Source organism: Archangium sp. (assembly GCF_057119385.1).
This window is the reverse complement of the sequence record NZ_DBNGVP010000222.1, coordinates 51,006-72,721: the sequence shown is the minus strand read 5'-3', so window position 1 is coordinate 72,721 and position 21,716 is coordinate 51,006. Positions and strand designations below refer to the sequence as shown.

Annotated in this window: 9 protein-coding genes; 3 read left to right on the top strand and 6 right to left on the bottom strand. The window is 70.5% G+C overall.

Annotated elements, in window-relative coordinates:
* Positions 1 to 10: 10 nt before the first annotated feature.
* The 6 genes from AC16DP_RS50465 to AC16DP_RS50440 are packed head-to-tail and all read right to left on the bottom strand — an operon-like array spanning position 11 to position 4,908.
* Complete coding sequence (locus AC16DP_RS50465) at positions 11 to 871, bottom strand: family 3 encapsulin nanocompartment shell protein (RefSeq protein ID WP_329734399.1); 861 nt, start codon at positions 869 to 871, stop codon at positions 11 to 13.
* 18 nt (positions 872 to 889) lie between these two features.
* Positions 890 to 1,927, bottom strand: coding sequence for an N-acetyl-gamma-glutamyl-phosphate reductase (gene argC, locus AC16DP_RS50460; RefSeq protein ID WP_329734400.1), 1,038 nt, complete (start codon positions 1,925 to 1,927; stop codon positions 890 to 892).
* A complete protein-coding gene (locus tag AC16DP_RS50455) occupies positions 1,924 to 2,766 on the bottom strand; it encodes a RimK family alpha-L-glutamate ligase (protein WP_329734401.1) in 843 nt (280 codons plus the stop codon). The genes argC and AC16DP_RS50455 overlap by 4 nt, the downstream gene beginning before the upstream one ends.
* Before the next feature lie 47 nt (positions 2,767 to 2,813).
* Entirely contained in the window at positions 2,814 to 3,017 is a 204-nt protein-coding gene (lysW, locus tag AC16DP_RS50450; protein ID WP_329734402.1) for a lysine biosynthesis protein LysW, read from the bottom strand.
* Between the two features lie 32 nt (positions 3,018 to 3,049).
* A complete protein-coding gene (locus tag AC16DP_RS50445) occupies positions 3,050 to 4,054 on the bottom strand; it encodes a transketolase family protein (RefSeq protein WP_329734403.1) in 1,005 nt (334 codons plus the stop codon).
* A complete protein-coding gene (locus tag AC16DP_RS50440; protein ID WP_329734404.1) occupies positions 4,051 to 4,908 on the bottom strand; it encodes a transketolase in 858 nt (285 codons plus the stop codon). The genes AC16DP_RS50445 and AC16DP_RS50440 overlap by 4 nt, the downstream gene beginning before the upstream one ends.
* A 206-nt stretch (positions 4,909 to 5,114) precedes the next feature.
* Between AC16DP_RS50440 and AC16DP_RS50435 the strand changes: the two genes are divergently transcribed.
* The 3 genes from AC16DP_RS50435 to AC16DP_RS50425 are packed head-to-tail and all read left to right on the top strand — an operon-like array spanning position 5,115 to position 21,710.
* On the top strand, positions 5,115 to 6,797 hold the full coding sequence (locus tag AC16DP_RS50435; protein ID WP_329734405.1) for an AMP-binding protein: 1,683 nt from the start codon (positions 5,115 to 5,117) through the stop codon (positions 6,795 to 6,797).
* A gap of 58 nt (positions 6,798 to 6,855) precedes the next feature.
* Complete coding sequence (locus AC16DP_RS50430) at positions 6,856 to 20,745, top strand: non-ribosomal peptide synthetase (RefSeq protein ID WP_329734406.1); 13,890 nt, start codon at positions 6,856 to 6,858, stop codon at positions 20,743 to 20,745.
* On the top strand, positions 20,739 to 21,710 hold the full coding sequence (locus AC16DP_RS50425; RefSeq protein ID WP_329734407.1) for an SAM-dependent methyltransferase: 972 nt from the start codon (positions 20,739 to 20,741) through the stop codon (positions 21,708 to 21,710). The genes AC16DP_RS50430 and AC16DP_RS50425 overlap by 7 nt, the downstream gene beginning before the upstream one ends.
* Positions 21,711 to 21,716: the final 6 nt, after the last annotated feature.

The following is a 21,716-nucleotide window of genomic DNA, read 5'->3' as shown; positions in this document are numbered from 1 at the left end:
CCAACCGCCGTCAGGCCAGCGCCGCGACGTAGAAGTGCGTGGGCAGGTGGACCACCAGGGCCTCTTGGATCTCCCCGCACACGGCGAGCCCCTCGCGCGGGAAGATGCCCTTGGGGGGCTCGGCGAAGCGGATGACGGAGCGGCCGCTGTCGAAGATGGTGGCGGCGGCGGTGTAGTCCCCGACGATGATGGTGCCCGGGTTCACCATGCGCGCGCGGGCGATGCGCACGCCCATGTCCGCGAGGTCCTTCAGCAGGCTGCCCTGGCCCACGAAGTAGCGGTAGTAGTCCTCCGGGTTCATCAGGATGCCGTCGGCCGAGCCGCCCACCTGCTCGACGCGATTGCACGCCGCCAGCAGCGAGGCCACCGGGGTCTCGCGCGCCGCGAGCCGGGTCACGCCCGGGGTCTCCAGCAGTCCGCGCACGCGCTCGCCACCGGGGCCGCGGGCGAGCGCCTGGTTCTCCGCCGTGCACAGGCGCACCAGCAGCCGGTAGTCGATGAACGTCGCGAGCGCCTCGGGATCATCCAGCAGGGCGGGATCGATCTGCACCCACGCCGTGGTCGGCTTCAGCTCCGTCCTGTCCGAGTGGAACTCGAACGTGGCCTCCTGCCGCAGCTGCGCGTCGATGACCTGCTCGGTGAGGGCGGACTGGGGGCGCGTCTCGTACCAGTACTTGACCTGGGGCTGCTCCGTCTTCACGACCTTGAAGAGGCCGCGCACCGCGATGCGGGGGCGGCGCTTGAAGCCCGGGAACGAGTCGGTGATCGTCGTGGAGAACTCCACGGACGCCTTCGTGCCCTGGGAGACGACCGCCGCGGCGAAAGCCCTCCCGGGGGACAGCTCGGTCCCCGCGGTTTCATTCGTGCTCATGTGTTCTTCCCCTGTGTTTCAGATGGGATGCAGGCCGCGGAAGCCGAGGCCCTCGGTCTCGGGTCTCCCGAGCATCAGGTTGATGGCGTGGACGGCCGTTCCCGCCGCGCCCTTCACCAGGTTGTCGATCGCCACGTTCACGACGATCCGCTGCCGCTCCGTGTCCACGTCCACGGCCAGGTCGCAGTAGTTCGTCCCCTGCAGGGGGCCCGGCTCGGGGAAGGGCGAGGCGCTCGTGTTCGGCCGGATGAGCCGCACGAAGGGTTTCTCGCGGTAGGCCATCGCGATGGCGCGCAAGGGCTCGTTCTCGTCGAGGGGCCGGGCGGCGAAGCCGTGCACCGTCGCGAGGATGCCGCGCACGCTCGGCACGGCCGTGGCGCTGAAGTGCACGCTGGGGCGCGTCCGGGTGAGCCGCTCGACGACGTTCTCGATCTCCCCCGTGTGCCGGTGCCCCACGGGCCGGTAGCAGCGGAGGGCGGAGGCGCGCTCGGGGTGGTGGGACGCGCGGTCCGGCGTAGCGCCACCGCCAGAAGAGCCCGTCTTCGCGTCCACGACGAGCTCCGGCTTCACCAGCCCCGCGCGCACCAGCGGGAGGATGCCCAGGAGCGCGGCGTGCGCCATGCAGCCGGGGATGGCGACATACCGGGCCTCGGGCAGCTCCTGGGCGGTCCACTCGGGGAGCGCGTAGACGAAGCGCGGCGCGTCCTCGGGCCGCGGGTGCTTCGCGTACCAGCGTGAGTGGTCCACCGGGTCCAACCGGAAGTCCGCGCTGAGATCGACGATCCGGCCCGCGAGCTCGCGCACCTGGGCCCAGCGCTGGAGGAGCCCTCCCTGGGGCAGGCAGCTCACGAGCAGATCACACGGCTCCAGCGCCTCGTGCGGGACGAAGCGCAGCGCGCTCATGCCCCGGAGGCTCGGGTGGGGGAAGTCGAGGCGCTTGCCGGCGAACTGCCCGGAGGTGGCCTGGACGACTTCCACGCCCGGGTGGGCCAGGAGCAGCCGCAGCACCTCGCCCCCCGTGTAGCCCGAGGCGCCCAGCACGGCCACGCGCGTCATGGGTGCACCCCGGCGGCGTAGTCCGCGATCAACTCCGGCAGCGGAATGCGGGTGGACTCGATGCTCCGGGCGAACTCCACGCAGTGGTTGACCTCGTTCACGAGGATCTCCCCACCGCGCGTCTCGAGCAGGTCCACGGCCGCGATGTCCGCCCCCACGGCCGCCGCGGCGCGCTCGGCGAGCTTCGCGTGCGACTCGGGCACCTCGTACCGCTCGGGCACGGCGCCGCGCGCGGTGTTCGTCACCCAGTGCTCCGAGCGCCGGCGGATGCCTCCGGCCGCCCGGCCCAGCACGTAGACGCGCAGGTCATACCCCGGCTTGTCGATGTACTGCTGCACCAGCGCGACGTGGTCCTGCGCGCTGCCCATGTCGAAGCGCATCTGCAGGAGGCCCTCGGCCGCGCTGCGCCCGTCGATGCGCGCCACCATGCGTCCCCACGAGCCCACCGCCGGCTTCGTCACCACCGGGTAGCCCCGGCGCTCGATCTCCGCGAGGCAGGCCTCCTCCTCGAAGCCCACGAACGACCACGGCATGGGAATCCCCTGCGCGGCCAGCGCCAGGGTCGTGAGGATCTTGTCCCCGCACGTGGTGATGGCCCGGGAGCTGTTCACCACGCGCGCCCCCTTCACCTCGAGGATGGCCGCCAGGTACCGGGAGCGCGTGAGCGACATGCTCCGCATCAGCACGACGTTTCCCCCGGACCAGCGCCCGGCATCCAGGGGAAGGACGAGATCCGCGTCCTGATGGAGCTCGACCGCGCAGTCCCGCTTGCGGAGCGCCTCGAGGATCATCCGTTCTTCCGTGCGCAACCGTGTGTAGATCAGATCGATCTTCTTCATGGGATCCGAGCGGCTCCATCCGCCAATACGGCGCTGGGGGGAGGGGGCTACTCGCCCCAGTCCTCCTCGACCTCGGGCGCCTCGGCGAACCGGAGGGGCTTCAGGCCCACCACCTCGAGCTCGGCGGAGCAGCCCTCGCACGTGACGACCTCGCCCTCCATGTAGCCGTCACCGGTGATCTCGAAGGCGCACGTGGGGCACCCGTTGATTCCCGCCACATCCTTGGCTTCCATCTGCTTCTGCAGCTGCATGCGCTCCTCCTTGAGTCAGGTTCCAACGACGCCTATTGGGGACGCGGCCACGTGCCGAGGATGCGCTCGGCCACCGCCGCGCCCTCGAGCCCGTGCCCGAGCAGCAGCGACTCGTGGGAGCCCGCGAGCGGGTCGTAGCGATCCTGGATGCCGATCCGCAGCACCCGCCGGGCGGGCCCATGCGCGCAGACCGTCTCGCACACCGCGCCGCCGAGCCCGCCGAGGATGTTGTGCTCCTCCACCGTGACGAGCAGCCGCGTCCGCTCCGCCGTCTCGAGGATGGCCGCCTCGTCGAGCGGCTTGAGCGTGTGCAGGTTCACCACGCGCGCCGAGACGCCCTGGCCCTCCAGCCGCCGGGCGGCCTCCAGCGCCACGTGGACGCCGATCTCCCCGTGGGCGATCAGCCCCACGTCGGTGCCCTCCCGGAGACAGAGCGCCTTGCCGAGCGCGAAGCCACCGCGCGGCTCCTCCAGCCGGCTCACCCGGTTGCGGCCGAGCCGCATGTACACGGGGCCGTCGTGGTCGATCATCGCGCGCGTGGCGAGGATCGTCTCCAGGCCGTCGGCGGGGGAGAACACCGTCATCCCCGGCATGGCGCGGAGGATGGCGAGGTCCTCGATGGCGTGGTGGGTGGGCCCGAAGAACGCGCCCGAGATGCCGCCGTAGTCACAGACGAGCTTCACGTTGGCCTGGGGGTAGGCCATGCCGAGCCGCACCTGCTCGCAGGCGCGCATGGCCCCGAAGGGCGCGAAGGTGTGCGCGAAGACGACGTGCCCCACGTGCGCCATGCCGCACGCCATGTCGAGCATCGTGGCCTCGCAGATGCCCAGGTTGAAGGAGCGGCCGGGGTGGCGGGCCTCGAAGGGATCTCCCCCGCCGCCGAGGTCCGCCTCCAGCAGCACGAGCCGCGAATCCTGGTCCGCGAAGCGCGCGAGGGCATGCCGGAAGATCTGCCGGTTGGAGAGCTTGGGGTTCTCCCGCAGCCAGGCCTCCGGGGCGCTCGCGAGATCCGCGCCGCCCGTCTGGGGGCCGCTCAAGGGGTCTCTCCCATGGACACGAGCGCGCGCCGGAGCTGCTCGGGAGAGAAGACGGCGTAGTGCGGGCCCTTGCCCTTGAACAGCGGCACGCCCGCTCCCTTCTGGGTCTTCGCGATGACGGCGCGCGGGGCCGTCCCGGTGGCGGGGGCTTCCAGCGCCTGGAGCAGCGCTGGGAGGTCATGCCCGTCCACCTCCACGGTGTCGAACCCGAACGTGAGCAGCCGGTCCGCGAGGGCGGCCTGGGAGAGGATGGACTCCGTCGGGCCGTCGTTCTGGCCCCCGTTCCGGTCGATAATTATTGTCAGATTGGACAGGCGTTGATGTGAGGCTATCTGGAGGGCCTCCCAGTTGGAGCCCTCGCCCATCTCGCCGTCGCCACAGATGACATAGACACGATTGGACAGGCCTTTCAGCCGGTAGCCGAGCGCGAGCCCGGTTCCCAAACCCAGTCCATGTCCGAGACTGCCGGTGGAGAAATCCACCCCGGGAACCCTTGCACTGACATGCCCAGTGAAATGACTGCACTCCGCGTTGTAGTTCTGGACGAGCTCCTCGGGATCGAAGTATCCAAATTCAGACAGTGCGGCATACAGCCCCGCCGCGGCATGTCCCTTGGACAGGATGAGGTGATCCCGCCCCTCCCAGAGGGGCTCCTGGGGATGGAGCTTCATGACGCGCCCGAGCAGCGCCACGAGGATCTCCACGAGGGAGAGGGAGCCTCCGACATGGCATCCCGCGGGGGTGGCGGCGAGCCGGACGATGAGCCGCCGGATATGTCTCGCATGCGCCTGGAGCGGGCCCAGGGCATCATCCGAGGGGCGCTCGACGCGAGCGTTTGTCGTTGCTGCGGTCATCGAGCGAGTCATGATGGATGGGGGGGCAATTCCTGACTTCGATGCTAAAGCGGGCTCACCCTATAGGAAATCGAGCGGTGACTCGTCAATGTGTGAACTTTGGGGCCGATGTAAAAAAAAAATCCGACATTGGCCAGCCACAAAGAAAGTGTTAGGGCATGAAACCCCAAATCACATAATAACAAATCAATCGGGGAGATATGACAATGGCGGAGAAATCCGGCAGCACTGTCGTGCCGCTCAACGGCTCGGCCTATCGCCAGAGGGGTTGGTGGCGCGACGAGACTGTTGTCGATGACCTCCGCCGTGCGATCCGGAAACACCCGGACAAGACGGCGATCATCGCGGCCCGGTACTTCTCGAGGGATCTCACGCGGATCAGCTACGCGGAGCTGGGCCGGTACATGGAGCGGTTCGCCGGGGCCCTGCGCGAGCTGGGCGTCGGGCGCGGGCAGATCGTCGCCGTGCAGCTCCCCAACTGGTGGCAGTTCACCGCGCTGGCCCTGGCGTGCGCGCGGATCGGCGCGGTGCTCGCGCCCATTCCTCCGGACTACCGGCGGCGCGAGGTGGAGTTCATCCTCGGCAGGACCGAGGCGCCCGTGTACATCGGGCCCGCGAGCTGGACCGGCTTCTCCCATCGCGACATGCTCCGCGAGATGGCTCCGGCGCTCCCGGCGCTGCGCCACCGGATCTTCCTCGGGGCGGGCAGCGGGGTGGGGGAGGGCGAGCTCGACTTCGACGCCCACTTCGTCTCCCAGCCGTGGGAGGAGCGCCATCCGTCCAGCAGCCTGGACGCGCTGACGGCCCGCGCGGATGACGTGTTCAACGTGCTCTACACCTCGGGCACCACCGGCGAGCCCAAGGGCGTCATCCACTCGTACAACACGAACTACGCCATCACCCGCGCGCTCAACGAGACCCTGGGGCTGGGCGCGGACGACGTCATCTCCCTGCCGAGCCTCCTCACCGCCTCGAGTGGTTTCACCTACCTCTTCCAGATGCCCGTCCTGCTCGGGGCGACGGCGGTCTACCTGGACGTGGCGGATCCCGAGTTCCACCTCAAGCTCATCGAGGAGCATGGAATCTCGTTCATGTATGGGATTCCCACGTACTACCTGAACATGCTGGCGTCGCAGAAGCGCCGGCCACGGAAGGTGGGCACGCTCCGGTGTCTGGCCACGGGTTCCACGCCCGTGCCTCCCCACCTCATCGCCGAGGTGCGCGAGGTGCTCGGCGTCCGGCTGCACACGCTCTGGGGCATGACGGAGAACGGCGCCGTCACCATCACCCGGCACGAGGATCCGCCCGACTGGCCCGCCAACAGCGACGGCGCTCCCGTGCCCTGGATGGAGGTGAAGATCGCTCCGGCCCTCTCCGAGGACGGGACGCCCTTCCCGGATGGCGCGGGGCGGTTGCTGGTGCGCGGCGCGAGCCAGTGCCTCGGGTACTTCAAGCGCGAGGACATCTACAACGCGTGTGTGGATGCGGAGGGGTGGTTCGACACGGGCGACCTGGCGCGCGACGACGGGCGCGGAGGCATCCGCATCGCCGGCCGGCTCAAGGACATCATCTTCCGGCACGGCATGAAGATTCCCGTCGTGGAGGTCGAGTCGGCGCTGTACGCGCATCCCAAGGTGCGCGAGGTCGCCGTCGTGGCCCACGCGGATGATCGCATCGGCGGCGAGCGGGTGTGCGCCGTCGTGGTGCCTCGCGACGAGGTCCCCACCTTGAATGAACTGCGAGAGCACCTGCGCAAGGCCGGCATGTCCGTCTCGTACTGGCCGGATCGCCTGGAGATCATCTCCGAGATGCCGAAGACGCCCTCCGGGAAGATCCGCAAGTTCCTCCTGCGCGAGCGCTTGAAGGAGCAGCCCGGCAGCCCCGCCTGAGTCTGTCTTCCACCCTGGTTTCGAAGTCTTCCATCCGATTCAGGACTCCCAGGTCGATATGAACGTGCGCGATGTGCAGCCCCCCGAGAGAACCACCGGAGCGAAGCCGGGCACGCGGCCGGGACGCGGAGCCTCGCCCCTGGTCCCGGTCTCCAGGGCCGCGGCGTTGCCCCTGTCCTCCGCTCAGCAGCGGTTGTGGTTCATCGAGCAGCTCGCGCCGGGGGGCTTCACGTACAACGTTCCCCTCGCCGCGCGGTTGAAGGGGCGGCTCGAGGTGGCGGCGCTGGAGCGGAGCCTGGAGGCGCTCGTCCGGCGGCACGAGGCCCTGCGGACGACGTTCACCCTGGAGGATGGACAGCCGGTCCAGCGGATCGGCCCGGAGCCGGAGCTCCCGCTGCCCGTGGAGAGCCTGGAGGGGCTGGCGGAGGGCGAGCGCACCGGGGCGGCCCTGCGGCTCGTGGAGGAGGAGGCCCGGCGTCCGTTCGAGCTGGAGAAGGGGCCGCTGTTCCGGGCCCGGCTGCTGCGGCTGGCGGCGGACGAGCACGTGTTGCTGCTGTCGCTGCACCACATCGTCTGCGATGGCTGGTCCCTGGAGGTGATGGAGCGGGAGCTGACGGCGCTGTACGCGGCGTACTCGCGGGGAGAGGCGCCCCGGCTGACGGCGCTGCCCGTGCAGTACCCGGACTACGCGGTGTGGCAGCGGGAGGGGTTGAAGGGCGAGGCGCTCGAGGCGCAGCTCGCGTGGTGGAAGGAGCAACTGGCCGGAGCTCCCCCCGTGTTGGAGCTGCCCACCGACAGGCCCAGGCCCGCGGTGCAGTCCTCGCGCGGGGCCGTGCTGCGGGTGGCGCTGCCTCCGGCGCTGTCCACGGCGGTGCGCGAGCGCAGCCGTCTGGAGGGGGTCACGCCCTTCATGACGCTGCTGGCGGGCTTCCAGGCCCTGCTGGCGCGCTACAGCGGACAGCCGGACGTCGTGGTGGGCACGCCCATCTCCGGGCGCAACCGGCGCGAGCTGGAGGGGCTGATCGGCTTCTTCGCCAACACGCTGCCCCTGCGGGTGGAGGCTCCGGGAGGGCTGGGCTTCCGGGAGCTGCTGAAGCGGGTGCGCGCGTCCTGCCTGGGGGCCTTCTCCCACCAGGAGGTGCCCTTCCAGCAGCTGGTGGACGCCGTGCAGCCGGTGAGGGACTCGAGCCGGACGCCCCTGTTCCAGGCCTCGTTCGTCCTCCAGGGGACCGCGCCCTTCGCCGCGCTGGAGCTCCCCGGGGTGGCCGTGGAGGAGCTCGTCTTCGAGCCCGGAGTGGCGAAGACGGATCTCACCCTCTTCCTGCGTGAGACTCCGCGGGGGCTGGTGGGCCTCTGGGAGTACAGCACCGCGCTCTTCGACGAGGCGACGGTGGCTCGCATGGCGGCGCACTACGCGCGGCTGCTGGAGGTGGCGCTCGCGCATCCGGAGCGGGCGCTGGCGGAGCTGCCGTTGCTATCGGAAGCCGAGCGGCACCAGGTGCTGGTGGAGTGGAACCCGGCACGGACGGAGTCCCCGCGCCCCGCCACCGTGCACGGGCTGTTCGAGGAGCACGCGGCGCGCCGGCCCGAGGCGGAGGCGGTGGAATACGAGGGCGAGCGGCTCACGTACGCGGAGCTGAACCGCCGGGCCAATCAGGTGGCCAGACATCTGCGGCGGCTGGGGGTGGGGGCGGGGACGCGGGTGGGGCTGTGCGCCGAGCGGTCGCTGGAGCTGATGGCGGCGATGCTGGGCATCCTGAAGGCGGGGGGCGCCTACGTGCCGTTGGATCCGTCGTATCCCGCGGAGCGGCTGGCGTTCATGGTGGAGGACACGGCGGTGCCGGTGGTGCTGGCGCAGCCGGAATACCTCTCGAGGTGGGCGGCCGTGAGCGCGACGGTGGTGCCGCTGGAGCGCTCCTGGGAGACGTTCGCGCACGAGGGCGGGGAGAACCTCGGGGAGACGGGCGGGCCGGAGGCGCTGGCGTATGTCATGTACACGTCGGGCTCGACGGGACGGCCCAAGGGCGTGTGCATTCCGCACCGGGGCATCGTCCGGCTGGTGCGTGACACCGTCCATGTGCGGCTGACGGAGGAGGAGCGGGTCGCGCAGGTGTGCAACACCGCGTTCGATGCGTCGACGCTGGAGCTGTGGGGCGCGCTGCTGAATGGCGGGTGTCTGGTGGGGACGCCCCGGGAGGTGGCGCTGTCCCCGCGGGCGCTCGCCACGTTCCTGCGGGAGAAGCGGATCAGCGTGACGGTGTTGCCCACGGCGCTGTTCCACCAGGTGGTGGCCGAGTGTCCGGATGCGTTCCACTCGCTGAAGTACATGGTGGCCGGAGGCGAGGCCCCGGATCCGAAGGCGATGCGGACGGTGCTGGAGCGGGGCGCGCCGCGCTCCCTGGTGAATGGCTACGGGCCGACGGAGAACTCGACGGCGTCCACGTTCTTCGTGGTGAAGGAGGTGCCGGAGGGGGCGGTGTCCGTGCCCATGGGGACGCCACCGGCGAACGCGGAAGCGTACGTGCTGGACGAGCGGATGCAGCCGGTGCCGGTGGGGGTGGCGGGAGAGCTGTACGTGGGGGGCGAGGGCCTGGCGCTGGGGTACCTGAACCGGCCGGAGCTGACGGCGGAGCGGTTCGTGGCCCACCCCTTCAGTGCGAGGCCGGGGGCGAGGCTCTACAAGACAGGAGACCTGGCGAGGTACCTGGCGGATGGGAACCTCGAGTTCCTGGGGCGGCGGGACGAGCAGGTGAAGGTGCGCGGGTTCCGCGTGGAGCTGGGGGAGATCGAGGCGGCGCTGGCGAAGCACCCGGACGTGGGCGAGGCGGTGGTGGTGGCGAGGGACGACGGCGCCAGCGGCAAGCGACTGGTGGCCTATGTGGTCCCCACTGCCGCCAGTATGCCTGGTGGCTCGAGTACGCCCACTGAGTCCACCTCCCCTCTCCCCCCGGGAGAGGGACGGGGTGAGGGTGCCACGGGCCCCGGGCTGAATCCCGAGTCTCTCCGGACCTGGCTCAAGCAGGCCCTCCCCGTGCACATGGTGCCCTCGGCCTTCGTGAGGCTGGAGGCGTTACCGCTCACCCCGAACGGCAAGGTGGACCGCAAGGCGCTGCCCGAGCCGGAGCCGGAAGGGCTGAGCACGGAGTACGTCGCGCCCCGGACGGCGCTGGAAGCACTCGTCGCGGAGCTCTGGGCCTCGTTGCTGGGCGTGCGGCGCGTGGGCGCACACGACCACTTCTTCGAGCTGGGCGGGCACTCGCTGCTGGCGACGCAAGTCGTCTCGCGCCTGCGGGAGGTGCTCCGGGTGGAGCTGCCCGTGCGTGCGCTCTTCGAGGCCCCGACGGTGGCGGAGCTCGCGCGGTGGCTCGAGTCGGCCGCCGAGCCGTCTCAGGGGCCACGGCCGCCACCGCTCGTGTCCCAGCCGGGCGGAGGAGTCCTGCCGCTGTCCTTCGCGCAGCAGGGACTCTGGTTCATCGAGCAGCTCGCGCCGGGAGGCTTCACGTACAACGTGCCGTACGTCACCCGGCTGCGAGGCCGGCTCGAGGTGTCCGCGCTGGAGCGGAGCCTGGGGGCGCTCCTCCAGCGGCACGAATCACTGCGGACGACGTTCACCCAGGTGGAGGGACAGCCGGTGCAGCGGATCGCGCCAGCGCTGGCGCTCTCGCTCCCGGTGGAGAGCGTGGAGTCCTTGCCGGAAGCGGAACGCACCGGAGCGGTCCAGCGGCGGGTGGAGGAGGAGTTCCGGCGCCCGTTCGATCTGGAGAAGGGACCGCTCGTCCGTGCGCTGCTGCTGCGCGTGGCGGCGGAGGAGCACGTGCTGGTGCTCGTGATGCACCACATCGTCTGTGACGGCTGGTCCGTGGGGGTGCTCGCGCGGGAGCTGGCGGCGCTGTACCAGGCGCTCTGCTCGGGGAGTGAGCCCTCGCTGCCGGAGCTGCCGGTGCGGTACGGGGATTACACCCGGTGGCAGCGGGAGTGGCTGAAGGGCGAGGCGCTGGAGTCCCTGCTGGGCTGGTGGAAGCAGCAGCTCGCCGGGGTGCCTCCCGTGCTGGAGCTGCCGACGGACAGGCCGAGGCCCCCGGTGCAGACCTTCCGGGGCGCCATGATTCTGGTGCGGCTGCCCGAGGCGCTCTCCAGGGCCCTCCGGGAGCTGAGCCGCCGGGAGGGCGTCACCCCCTTCATGACGTTGCTGGCGGGCTTCCAGGCCCTGCTGGCGCGCTACAGCGGGCAGACGGACATCGTGGTGGGCTCGCCCATGGCGGGGCGCACCCGGCACGAGCTGGAAGGGCTGGTGGGCCTCTTCGTCAATACGCTTCCCCTGCGGGTCCAGGTCCAGGGAGCGGCGAGCTTCCGGACGTTGCTCGGGCGCGTGCGCGAGGCCTGCCTGGGTGCCTATGCGCATCAGGAGCTGCCGGTGGAGCAGTTGAGCCACACCCTGCAGCCGGTGCGGGACCCGAGCCGCGCGCAGCTGTTCCAGGTGATGTTCTCGCAAATCGACCCGGCGCCCGCGCTGCCACTGCCCGGAGTGGTGTCGGAAGAGGTGGCCTTCGAGACGGGGCTGGCGAAGTTCGATCTCAACCTCTTCGTGAGGGAGACGGAGGAGGGCTGGGAGAGCTTGTGGGAGTACAACACCGGCCTGTACGACGAGGCGACGGTGGCGCGGATGGCGGCGCACTACACGCGGCTGCTGGAGGGCGCCGTGGCGCGGCCGGAGCAGGAGGTGTCCGCGCTGCCGCTGCTGGATGAGGAGGAGCGGCGGCTGCTGCTGGTGGAGTGGAACCAGACGCGGACGGAGTACCCGAGGCACGCCAGTGTCCACGCCCTGTTCGAGGAGCAGGCGGCGCGCCGGCCCGAGGCGATGGCGGTGGAGTACGAGGGGCAACGGCTCACGTACGCCGAGCTGAACGTACGGGCCAACCAGGTGGCGCGGACCCTGCGGGGGCTGGGGGTAGGGGCGGGGACGCCGGTGGGCCTGTGCGCGGGGCGCTCGGTGGAGCTGGTGGTGGCGACGCTCGGCATCCTGAAGGCGGGGGGCGCCTACGTGCCGGTGGATCCGTCGTACCCGCCGGAGCGGCTGGCGTTCATGTTGGAGGACACGGCGGTGCCGGTGGTGCTGGCGCAGCCGGAGCTGGCCTCGGAGCTGCCCGCGGGCGGCGCCTTCGTGCTGGAGCTGTCGCCGGAGGCCTTCGCGCACGAGAGCGGGGAGAACCTCGAGGAGACGGTGGGGCCCGAGTCGCTGGCGTACGTCATGTACACGTCGGGCTCGACGGGGCGGCCCAAGGGCGTGTGCATTCCGCACCGGGGCATCGTCCGGCTGGTGCGTGACACCCACTTCGTGCGGTTCACGGGAGAGGACCGCGTCGCACTGCTGTCCAACACCTCGTTCGACGCGTCGACGCTGGAGCTGTGGGGTGCGCTGCTGAATGGAGGGGGCCTGGTGGGAGTGCCGCGGGAAGTGGCGCTGGCCCCGAGGGCGCTGGCCGCGTTCCTGCGCGAGCAGCGGGTGAGCGCGATGTTCCTGACGACGTCGCTCTTCAACCAGGTGGCGGCCGAGTGCCCGGACGCGTTCCGCACGGTGCGGCAGGTGTTGTTCGGGGGCGAGGCGGCGGACCCGAGGTGGGTGAGGGCGGTGCTGGAGCAGGGCGTGGCCGGGACGCTGGTGAACGGGTACGGGCCGACGGAGGTGACCACCTTCACCTGCTGCTACGTGATGACGGAGCCGGGGCAGGTGCGGAACCCGATGCCGATCGGAAGGCCGATCTCCAACACGGTGGTGTACGTGCTGGACGAGCGGATGCAGCCGGTGCCGGTGGGGGTGGTGGGAGAGCTGTACGCGGGAGGAGACGGGCTGGCGCTGGGGTACCTGAACCGGCCGGAGCTGACGGCCGAGCGGTTCGTGCCGCACCCCTTCAGCGAGGACCCTCGGGCGCGGCTGTACAAGACGGGAGACCGGGTCCGGTACCTGGCGGACGGGAGGCTCGAGTACCTGGGACGCGGGGACGCCCAGGTGAAGGTGCGTGGCTTCCGCATCGAGCTGGGAGAGGTGGAGGCGGCACTCGCGAAGCACCCGGGGGTGGGCGAGGTCGCGGTGGTCGTGAGGGACGATGGACCCAGCGGCAAGCACCTGGTGGCCTACGTGGTCCCAATCTCCCCTCTCCCCCCGGGAGAGGGACGGGGTGAGGGTGCCACGGGCCCCGGGTTGAAACCCGAGGAACTCCGCACCTGGCTGAAGCAGACGCTGCCCGAGTACATGGTGCCATCGGCCTTCGTGCGGCTGGAGCGCCTGCCGCTGACGCCGAACGGGAAGCTGGATCGAGATGCCCTCCCCGCGCCGGAGGCGGAGGGGACGGAGCGTGAGGAGTACGTGGCGCCGCGGACGCGGATGGAGCAGCGGGTCGCGGACATCTGGGCGCCGCTGCTGAAACAGCCGCGCGTAGGGGCACGGGACGACTTCTTCGAGCTGGGCGGGCACTCGCTGCTGGCGGCGCAGGTGGCCACGCGGTTGCGCGAGGAGCTCCAGCGGGAGTTCCCCATCCTGATGCTCTTCGAGGCGCCCACGGTGGAGGCGCTGGCGGCGCGGCTCGAGTTGCTCCCGGGAGGAACGGAGGAGGCCGGGGTTCCCCCGCTGGTGCCCGTGCCGCGAGAGGGCGAGCTGCCGCTGTCCTTCGCGCAGCAGCGCTTGTGGTTCATCGAGCAGATGGAGCCGGGAGGGTTCACGTACAACGTTCCCTACGCCGTGCGGCTGCGAGGCCGGCTCGAGGTGGCCGCATTGGAGCGGAGCCTCGCGGAGGTCATCCGGCGGCACGAGACGCTGCGGACGACATTCCTGCTGGTGGATGGACGGCCGGTGCAGCACATCGCGCCGGAGCTGGCGCTGCCGTTGACGGTGGAGGACCTGGAGGGACAGGCGGCGGACGCGGCCAAGCGGCGGGTGGAGCAGGAGGCGCGCCGCCCGTTCGACCTGGGGACGGGTCCGCTGGTGCGCGTGAAGCTGCTGCGCACGGCGGCGGAGGAGCACGTGCTGGTGCTCGTGATGCACCACATCGCGTGCGATCTCTGGTCGCTGGGCGTGCTGTCGCGCGAGCTGGAGACGCTGTACGCGGCGTTCCGCGCGGGGACGGAGCCCGCGTTGCCGGCGCTGCCGGTGCAGTACGCGGACTACGCGGCGTGGCAGCGGGAGTGGCTGAAGAGCGAGGTGCTGGAGGAGCAGCTCGCGTGGTGGAAACAGCGGCTGGCGGGAGCGCCTCCGGTGCTGGAGCTGCCGGCGGACAGGCCGAGGCCGCCCGTGCAGACCTTCCGTGGGGCGCACCTGACCGTGCCGCTCCCGGCGGGCCTGGCCGGTTCGGTGAAGGCGCTGCTGAGCCACGAGGAGGGCGTCACGCCGTTCATGGCGTTCCTGACGGGCTTCCAGGCGCTGCTGACGCGCTACAGCGGGCAGACGGACCTGGTGGTGGGCACGCCCATCTCCGGGCGCAACCGGCGCGAGGTGGAGGGGCTGATCGGCTTCTTCCTCAACACGCTGGCGCTGCGGGTGGATGGCTCGGGGGACGTGAGCTTCCGGGAGCTGCTGGGCCGGGTACGGGAGTCGTGCCTGGGCGCCTATGCGCACCAGGACGTGCCCTTCGAGCAACTGGTGGATGCGCTCCAGCCCGCCCGGGATCTGAGCCGGTCGCCGCTCTTCCAGGTGATGTTCGTCTACCAGACCGAGCTGACTGCGATGGCGCTCCCCGGGGTGTCCGCGAGCGAGCTCGCCTTCCAGCCGGGGATGGCGAAGTTCGATCTCACGCTGTTCGTGAGGGAGACGCCGGAAGGGCTGGTGAGCCTCTGGGAATACAACACCGGCCTCTACGACGAGGCGACGGTGGCGCGGATGGCGGCGCACTACACGCGGCTGCTGGAGGGGGCCGTGGCCGAGCCGGAGCGGAAGGTGTCGGGGCTGCCGTTGATGGACGAGGCGGAGCGGCGGCGGGTGGTGGTGGAGTTCAACGACACGAAGGTGCTGTACGCCCCGGCCAACGGGGTGCACGAGCTGTTCGAGGCGTGGGCGGACCGGACGCCGGAAGCGGTGGCGGTGAGCTTCGGGGACGAGCGGCTCACCTACGGAGCGCTGAACCGGAAGGCCAATCGGCTGGCGCACCACCTGAGGGGCCTGGGAGTGGGGCCGGACGTACCGGTGGGCCTGTGCGTCAGGCGCTCGATGGACCTGGCGGTGGGGGTGCTGGGGATTCTCAAGGCGGGTGGCGCCTACGTTCCGCTGGACCCGGCCTATCCGGCCGAGCGCCTGGCGATGATGCTCGGGGCGTCCCGGGCGCCGGTGCTGCTCACGCAGAAGCAATGGGGGGACACGCTGCCGGCCGGTGAGGCGACGCGGCTGTACCTGGACGCGGACGAGGGGGCCTGGGCGGGGTGCGCGGAGGGCAACCCGGAGACGGTGTCGGGGCCGGAGTCACTGGCCTACGTCATCTACACTTCGGGCTCGACGGGAGTGCCCAAGGGCGTGGCGATGCACCACCGGCCGCTGCTCAACCTGATTCGCTGGCAGGTGGAGCGCTCGGCGGAGAAGCCCCGGACGCTGCAGTTCTCGGCGCTGAGCTTCGATGTGAGCTTCCAGGAGCTGTTCTCCACGTGGGGGGCGGGTGGAGAGCTGGTGCTCATCCCCGAGGCGCTGAGGCTGGAGCCGAGGGCGCTGCTGGAGAGGATGGACCGCGTCGGCGTGGAGCGGTTGTTCCTGCCCTTCGTGGCGCTGCAGAACCTGGCGGAGGAGGCGGATCGGGGAGGCCTGGCGCCGAGGGCGTTGAAGGAAGTCATCACGGCGGGAGAGCAGCTGAGGGTGACGCCCGCGCTGCGCCGGCTGATGAAGAGGCTGGGAGGGGTGCTGGAGAACCAGTACGGCCCGACGGAGACGCACGTGGCGACGGCGTACCGGCTGGAGGGAGATCCGGAGCGGTGGCCGGAGGTCCCGAGCATTGGCAGGCCGATAGCCAACACGAGCGTGCACCTGCTGGATGCGAAGGGAGAGCCGGTGCCGGTGGGAGTGGTGGGGGAGCTGTACATCGGAGGGGCGGCGGTGGCGCGGGGCTACCTGCACCGGCCGGAGCTGACGGAGGAGCGATTCCTCCCGGACGAGTCCAAGACGAAGCCGGGAGCGAGGCTGTACCGGACGGGGGACTACGCGAGGTATCAGGAGGACGGAAACCTCGAGTTCCTGGGGCGGAGGGACGCGCAGGTGAAGGTGCGCGGCTTCCGCATCGAGCTGGCGGAGGTGGAGTCGGCGCTCGCCAGACACCCAGCGGTGAAGGACGTAGTGGTGGTGGCGAGGGAAGACGGCACTGGCATCAGGAAACTGGTGGCCTACGTGGTCCCCACATCCCCCACCGTTCCCACATTCCCCACTGCGCCCATATCCCCTCGCCCTCCGGGAGAGGGACGGGGTGAGGGTGCCACGGGCCCCGGGTTGAAGCCCGAGTCTCTCCGTCTCTGGCTGAAGGAGCGGCTACCCGAGTACATGGTGCCGTCCGTCTTCATGACACTGGAGTCCTTCCCACTGACGCCGAGTGGGAAGGTGGACCGCCGGGCGTTGCCGGAGCCGGAGGAGGAAGGCACCGGACACGAAGCCTACGTCGCGCCCGGGACGAAGCTGGAGCAGGTGGTGGCGGACATCTGGGCGCCGCTGCTGGGCGTGCGTCGAGTGGGCGCACACGACAACTTCTTCGAGCTGGGCGGGCACTCGCTGCTGGCGATGCGGGTGATGTCGCGCCTGCGCGAGGCGCTGAAGGGAGACGTCCCGGTGCGGGTGCTCTTCGAGGCGCCGACGGTGGCGGAGCTCGCGAGGCGGCTCGAGTCGATGTCGGAGGACTCGCGGGAGTCCCGGCTTCCGCCGCTGGTTCCCGTGCCGAGGGAGGGGGCGCTGCCGCTGTCCTTCGCGCAGCAGCGGTTGTGGTTCTTCGATCGCCTCCATCCGCGGAGTGCGCTCTACAACCTCGCCCTGGTGCTGCGTCTGGACGGGGAGCTCGACGTGGCGGCGCTGGAGCGGAGCTTCCAGGCGTTGGTGTACCGGCACGAGTCGCTGAGGACGACGTTCCAACAAGGTGAACACGGCGGAGTCCACCAGGTCATCTCCGGGCCAGCGGCGCTGCCCCTGGCGGTGGTGGATCTGCGCGAGTTGGCGGAAGGGACGCGGGAGCAGGAGGCGAGGCGGCTGGCCACGGAGGAGGTGCTGCGGCCCTTCGAGCTGGGGAAGGGGCCGCTCCTGCGGGTGAGCCTGTTGCGGACGGGCGAGGCGGAGCACGTGCTCGTCCTGACGATGCACCACATCCTGTCGGACGGGTGGTCGATGGGGGTGCTCGCCCGGGAGGTGAAGGCCCTGTACGAGGCGTTGCTGGCGGGGAGGGAGCCCGTGCTGGAGGCCTTGCCCATCCAGTACGCGGACTACGCGGCGTGGCAGCAGAGCTGGCTCCGGGGCGAGGTGCTGGAGTCACAGCTCGCCTGGTGGAGCAAGCAGCTGGAAGGCGCACCACCGGCCCTGGAGTTGCCGACGGATCGCCCGAGACCGGCGGTGCAGAGCTACCGCGGCGCGCTCCACTCCGTGCACCTGCCGCTGGCGCTGACCGAGGCGCTGCGCGAGCTCGGCCAGAAGGAGGGCGTGACGCTCTTCATGACGTTGCTGGCGGGCTTCCAGGCGCTGCTGCACCGGTACTCGGGACAGGAGGACATCAGCGTGGGCTCGCCCATCGCGGGCCGGAACCGGGCCGAGCTGGAGGGGCTGATCGGCTTCTTCGTCAACGCCCTGGTGATGCGGGCGAAGGTGAGGGGAGAGACGTCCTTCCGGGAGCTGCTGCACCAGGTGAAGGAGGTGGCGCTGGGGGCCTATGCCCACGAGGAGGTGCCGTTCGAGAAGCTGGTGGAGGCGCTGAATCCCGCGCGTGACACCAGCCGCGCGCCGCTCTTCCAGGTGGCGTTCGCGCTGCAGAACGCGCCGTCGCCGGAGCTGAAGCTGCCGGGCATCGAATCCCGGCCGGTGGAGCTGACGGGCCAGGCCTCGAAGAACGACCTGACGTTGTCGTTGAGGGAGACCGGGGCGGGTCTGGAGGGCGTCATCGAGTACAGCACCGATCTGTTCGATGCCTCCACCATGGCCCGGATGTTCGGGCACCTGCGGACGCTGTTGGAGGGCGTGGTGGGGGACCCCGGACGGCGGGTGGGAGAGCTGCCACTGCTGGGAGAAGAGGAGCGGCGCCAGCTCCTGGTGGAGTGGAACCAGACGCGGACGGAGTACCCGCGCCAGGCCACGGTGCACGGGCTGTTCGAGGAGCAGGCGGCACGCCGGCCCGAGGCGGTGGCGATGGAGTACGGGGAGCAGCGGCTCACGTACGGGGAGCTGAACCGGCGGGCGAACCAGGTGGCGAGGGCCCTGCGGGGCCTGGGCGTGGGGGAGGGGACGCGGGTGGGCCTGTGCGCGGGACGCTCGGCGGAGCTGGTGGCGGCGATGCTCGGCGTGCTGAAGGCGGGGGGCGCCTACGTGCCGTTGGATCCCTCGTATCCGGCGGAGCGGCTGGCTTTGATGTTGGAGGACGCGGCGGTGCCGGTGGTGCTGGCCGCGCCGGAGCAGGCCTCGGAGCTGCCGGCGGGGGGCGCCTTCGTGCTGGAGCTGACCTGGGAGTCCTTCGCGCACGAGAGCGGGGAGGACCTCGAGGAGACGGGCGGGCCGGAGTCGCTGGCGTACGTCATGTACACGTCGGGCTCGACGGGAAGGCCCAAGGGCGTGTGCATTCCGCACCGGGGCATCGTCCGGCTGGTGCGCGACACCGACTTCTTCCAGGTGACGGCGGAGGACCGCTTCACGCAGATGGCCAACACCTCGTTCGACTCGTCGAACCTCGAGCTGTGGGGCGCACTGCTCAACGGGGCGAGTCTGGTGGGCGTGCCCCGGGAGGTGGCGCTGTCTCCGAAGGCGCTGGCCGCGTTCGTGCGCGAGCAGCAGGTGAGCGCGATGGTCTTCACGACGCCGTTCTTCAACCAGGTGGCGGCCGAGTGCCCGGACGCGTTCCAGACGGTGCGGTACGTGATGTTCGGCGGCGAGGCGGCGGACCCGGTGCGGCTGCGCGAGGTGCTGCGGCGGGGTGGAAACCCGAAGCTGCTGAACCTGTACGGGCCCACCGAGAACACGACGAACACGACGTGGCACGAGGTGCGGGAGGTGCCGGAGGGGGCGGTGTCGGTGCCCATCGGCCGGCCGGTGGCGAACACGGACGTGTACGTGCTGGACGAGCGGATGCAGCCGGTGCCGGTGGGAGTCCCGGGAGAGCTGTACACGGGCGGAGACGGGCTGGCGCTCGGGTACCTGAACCGGCCGGAGCTGACGGCGGAGAAGTTCGTCGCGCACCCGTTCAGCACGGAGCCGGGAGCGAAGCTCTACAAGACGGGAGACCTGGTGAAGTACCTGCCGGACGGGAGGCTCGAGTTCCTGGGCCGGCGGGACGGACAGGTGAAGGTGCGAGGCTTCCGCATCGAGCTGGGCGAGATCGAAGCGGTGCTGGCGAGACACCCGGGGGTGAGCGCGGGTGTGGTCCTGGCCAGGGAGGATGGCCCGAGTGGCAGGTGGCTGGTGGCCTACGTGGTCCCCAATACCCCTCTCCCTCCGGGAGAGGGACGGGGTGAGGGTATCTCGGGCCCCGAGCTCAAATCCGAGGAGCTGCGGACCTGGTTGAAGCAGCTCCTCCCGGAGCACATGGTGCCCGCGGTCATCGTGTTGCAGGAATCCCTGCCGCTGACACCCAACGGCAAGGTGGACCGCAAGGCGCTGCCCGCGCCGGATTCGCAGCGGGCGGGGTTCGGTGCCTCCTATGTCGCTCCCGAGAGCGGGCTCGAGCAGTCGCTCGCGGCCATCTGGGCGGAGGTGCTCCAGTTGGAGCGGGTGGGCGCGGACGACAACTTCTTCGACGTGGGTGGCAACTCGCTGCTGCTGCAGGCCGTGCACATGAAGGTGGAGGCCCTGGTGGGCCGCACGTTGCCCATGGTGGAGCTGTTCCAGTTCTCCACGGTGCGCACGCTCGCCGCGCAACTGGCGGGGAAGCTCGGGGACGGTCGCGAGCCGGCTGTGCCGAAGCGGACGAGCTGCCTCGTGCGGCTCCAGGAGGGCTCGCCCGGGCCGGCGCTCTTCTTCCCGCACGCGATGGGGGGACGCACGCTCTTCTACCGGGAGCTGGCGCGGCGCATCGCTCCGCACCTGCCGGCCTACGGCTTCGACGCGCCGGGGTTGGAGGCGGGAGGACTGGAGCCCACCACCATCGAGGAGATGGCCGCGCACTACCTCGAGCTCCTGCGCGCCGTGCAGCCCACGGGGCCATACCTGCTCGTGGGGGCGTCCTTCGGCGGGGTGATTGCGTACGAGATGGGCCGCCGTCTGTCCGCCGAGGGCCATGCGGTGCCGCTGTGCGCGCTGCTCGACTCGCCCGGCCCGGAGCACTTCCCGCCACCACCCGAGGATGACGCCGAGCTCCTGGCGGGCATGGTGGCCTCCTGGGTGGACCTCCCGGCCGGAGCGCTGCGCGGACTGCCAGCCGAGGCACAGCTCCAGAAGGTGCTCGACGAGGCGGCCCGGAGGGGCATCGAGCCTCCCTTCCCGGACGTCGAGCGGGGCCTCCGCTTCCTCCGGGTGTGGAGGAGCCATGCGGAAGCCCTGCACCGTTACACCGCCCCGCGCTGGGAGGGAGGAGCGCTGCGGTTCTTCCGGGCCGCCGAGCTCCAGCCGGGGAGGCCGGAGCGGATGGAGTCGGGCTGGACGGACCGGTGCCCGGAGGTGCACGTCGAGGTCGTCCCGGGAGACCACGACAGCATGTTGCTCCCGCCCCATGTGGACGTCCTGGCGGCGCGGATCCGGGCGTGCCTGGAGCGGGCCCGGGCCGAATCACTGTCTTGGATGAATGAAAGGTCGGGTGGGCAATGCTGAACGCTGTCACGACGTTCGCGAGGAATCTCAAGAAGGCGCTGCTGGCGGATCCCAAGCGCTTCTATACGGTCGACACGGGGGCCTGGGTCACGGGTCTTCCCAAGTCGGATGAGATCCAGGTCACCACGGGCCGTGAGCCCTTGTGGCTCAACCTCGGCTATTGGCGCGAGGTGGAGCGCGTCGACGAGAACAACTACGAGCGCGTGGGCGAGCTGTTCAAGGCCGCCCAGGCACAGATGGCCCACCTGCTCGCGAAGACGGCGCGCCTGGGGCAGGGCGACGTGGTGCTGGACTGTGGCTTTGGCTATGCGGATCAGGATCTCCTCTGGGCCGAGGAGTACCGCCCCGCGCGCATCCACGGGTTGAACGTCACGCCCAATCAGGTCCGGATTGGCCGGGAGCGTGTCCGGCTCACGGGGCTCGAGAAGGTGGTTCAGTTGGACGAGGGCTCCGCGACCGAGCTTCCTTTTGGCCCGGGCGAGTTCGACGTCGTCTTCGCGCTCGAGTCCGCCATGCATTTCAACACGCGGCGCGATTTCCTGCGCGAGGCGTTCCGGGTACTTCGTCCGGGGGGCCGTCTGGTCATGGCGGACATGTGCCAGAAGACGGATCGGGAAGCGGGCGCCGGACTGCGCCGCCGCCTGCGCCATCGCTACTGGCGGGGCCTGATTGCCTTTCCGGAGGCCAACGTCTGGACGGTCCAGCGGTATGCCACGGAGCTGAAGTCGGTGGGCTTCCAGAAGGCCCGGCTCGAATCCATCGCGGCGGATGTCTATGGGCCGGTGAATACCGCGTTCACGGCCCTGCGCATGGTGACGGCGGCGAGCCGGCAACCCGGCTCGGTCAGCCCGGAGCGCATCCGCGCGCAGGTCCGCGAGGTCCGGGAGCTGGAGCCCGAGCAGTACCAGCACCTCGCCCAGTTCAACTGCGATGACTACGTCATCGCCTCCGCCGAGAAGCCCTGAGGCCCC

Coding starts and splice junctions, on each gene's coding strand:
- AC16DP_RS50425 (WP_329734407.1), top strand. CDS start 20,739: ATGCTGAACGCTGTCACGACGTTCGCGAGGAATCTCAAGAAGGCGCTG.
- AC16DP_RS50440 (WP_329734404.1), bottom strand. CDS start 4,908: ATGACCGCAGCAACGACAAACGCTCGCGTCGAGCGCCCCTCGGATGAT.
- AC16DP_RS50465 (WP_329734399.1), bottom strand. CDS start 871: ATGAGCACGAATGAAACCGCGGGGACCGAGCTGTCCCCCGGGAGGGCT.
- argC (WP_329734400.1), bottom strand. CDS start 1,927: ATGACGCGCGTGGCCGTGCTGGGCGCCTCGGGCTACACGGGGGGCGAG.
- lysW (WP_329734402.1), bottom strand. CDS start 3,017: ATGCAGCTGCAGAAGCAGATGGAAGCCAAGGATGTGGCGGGAATCAAC.
- AC16DP_RS50455 (WP_329734401.1), bottom strand. CDS start 2,766: ATGAAGAAGATCGATCTGATCTACACACGGTTGCGCACGGAAGAACGG.
- AC16DP_RS50430 (WP_329734406.1), top strand. CDS start 6,856: ATGAACGTGCGCGATGTGCAGCCCCCCGAGAGAACCACCGGAGCGAAG.
- AC16DP_RS50435 (WP_329734405.1), top strand. CDS start 5,115: ATGGCGGAGAAATCCGGCAGCACTGTCGTGCCGCTCAACGGCTCGGCC.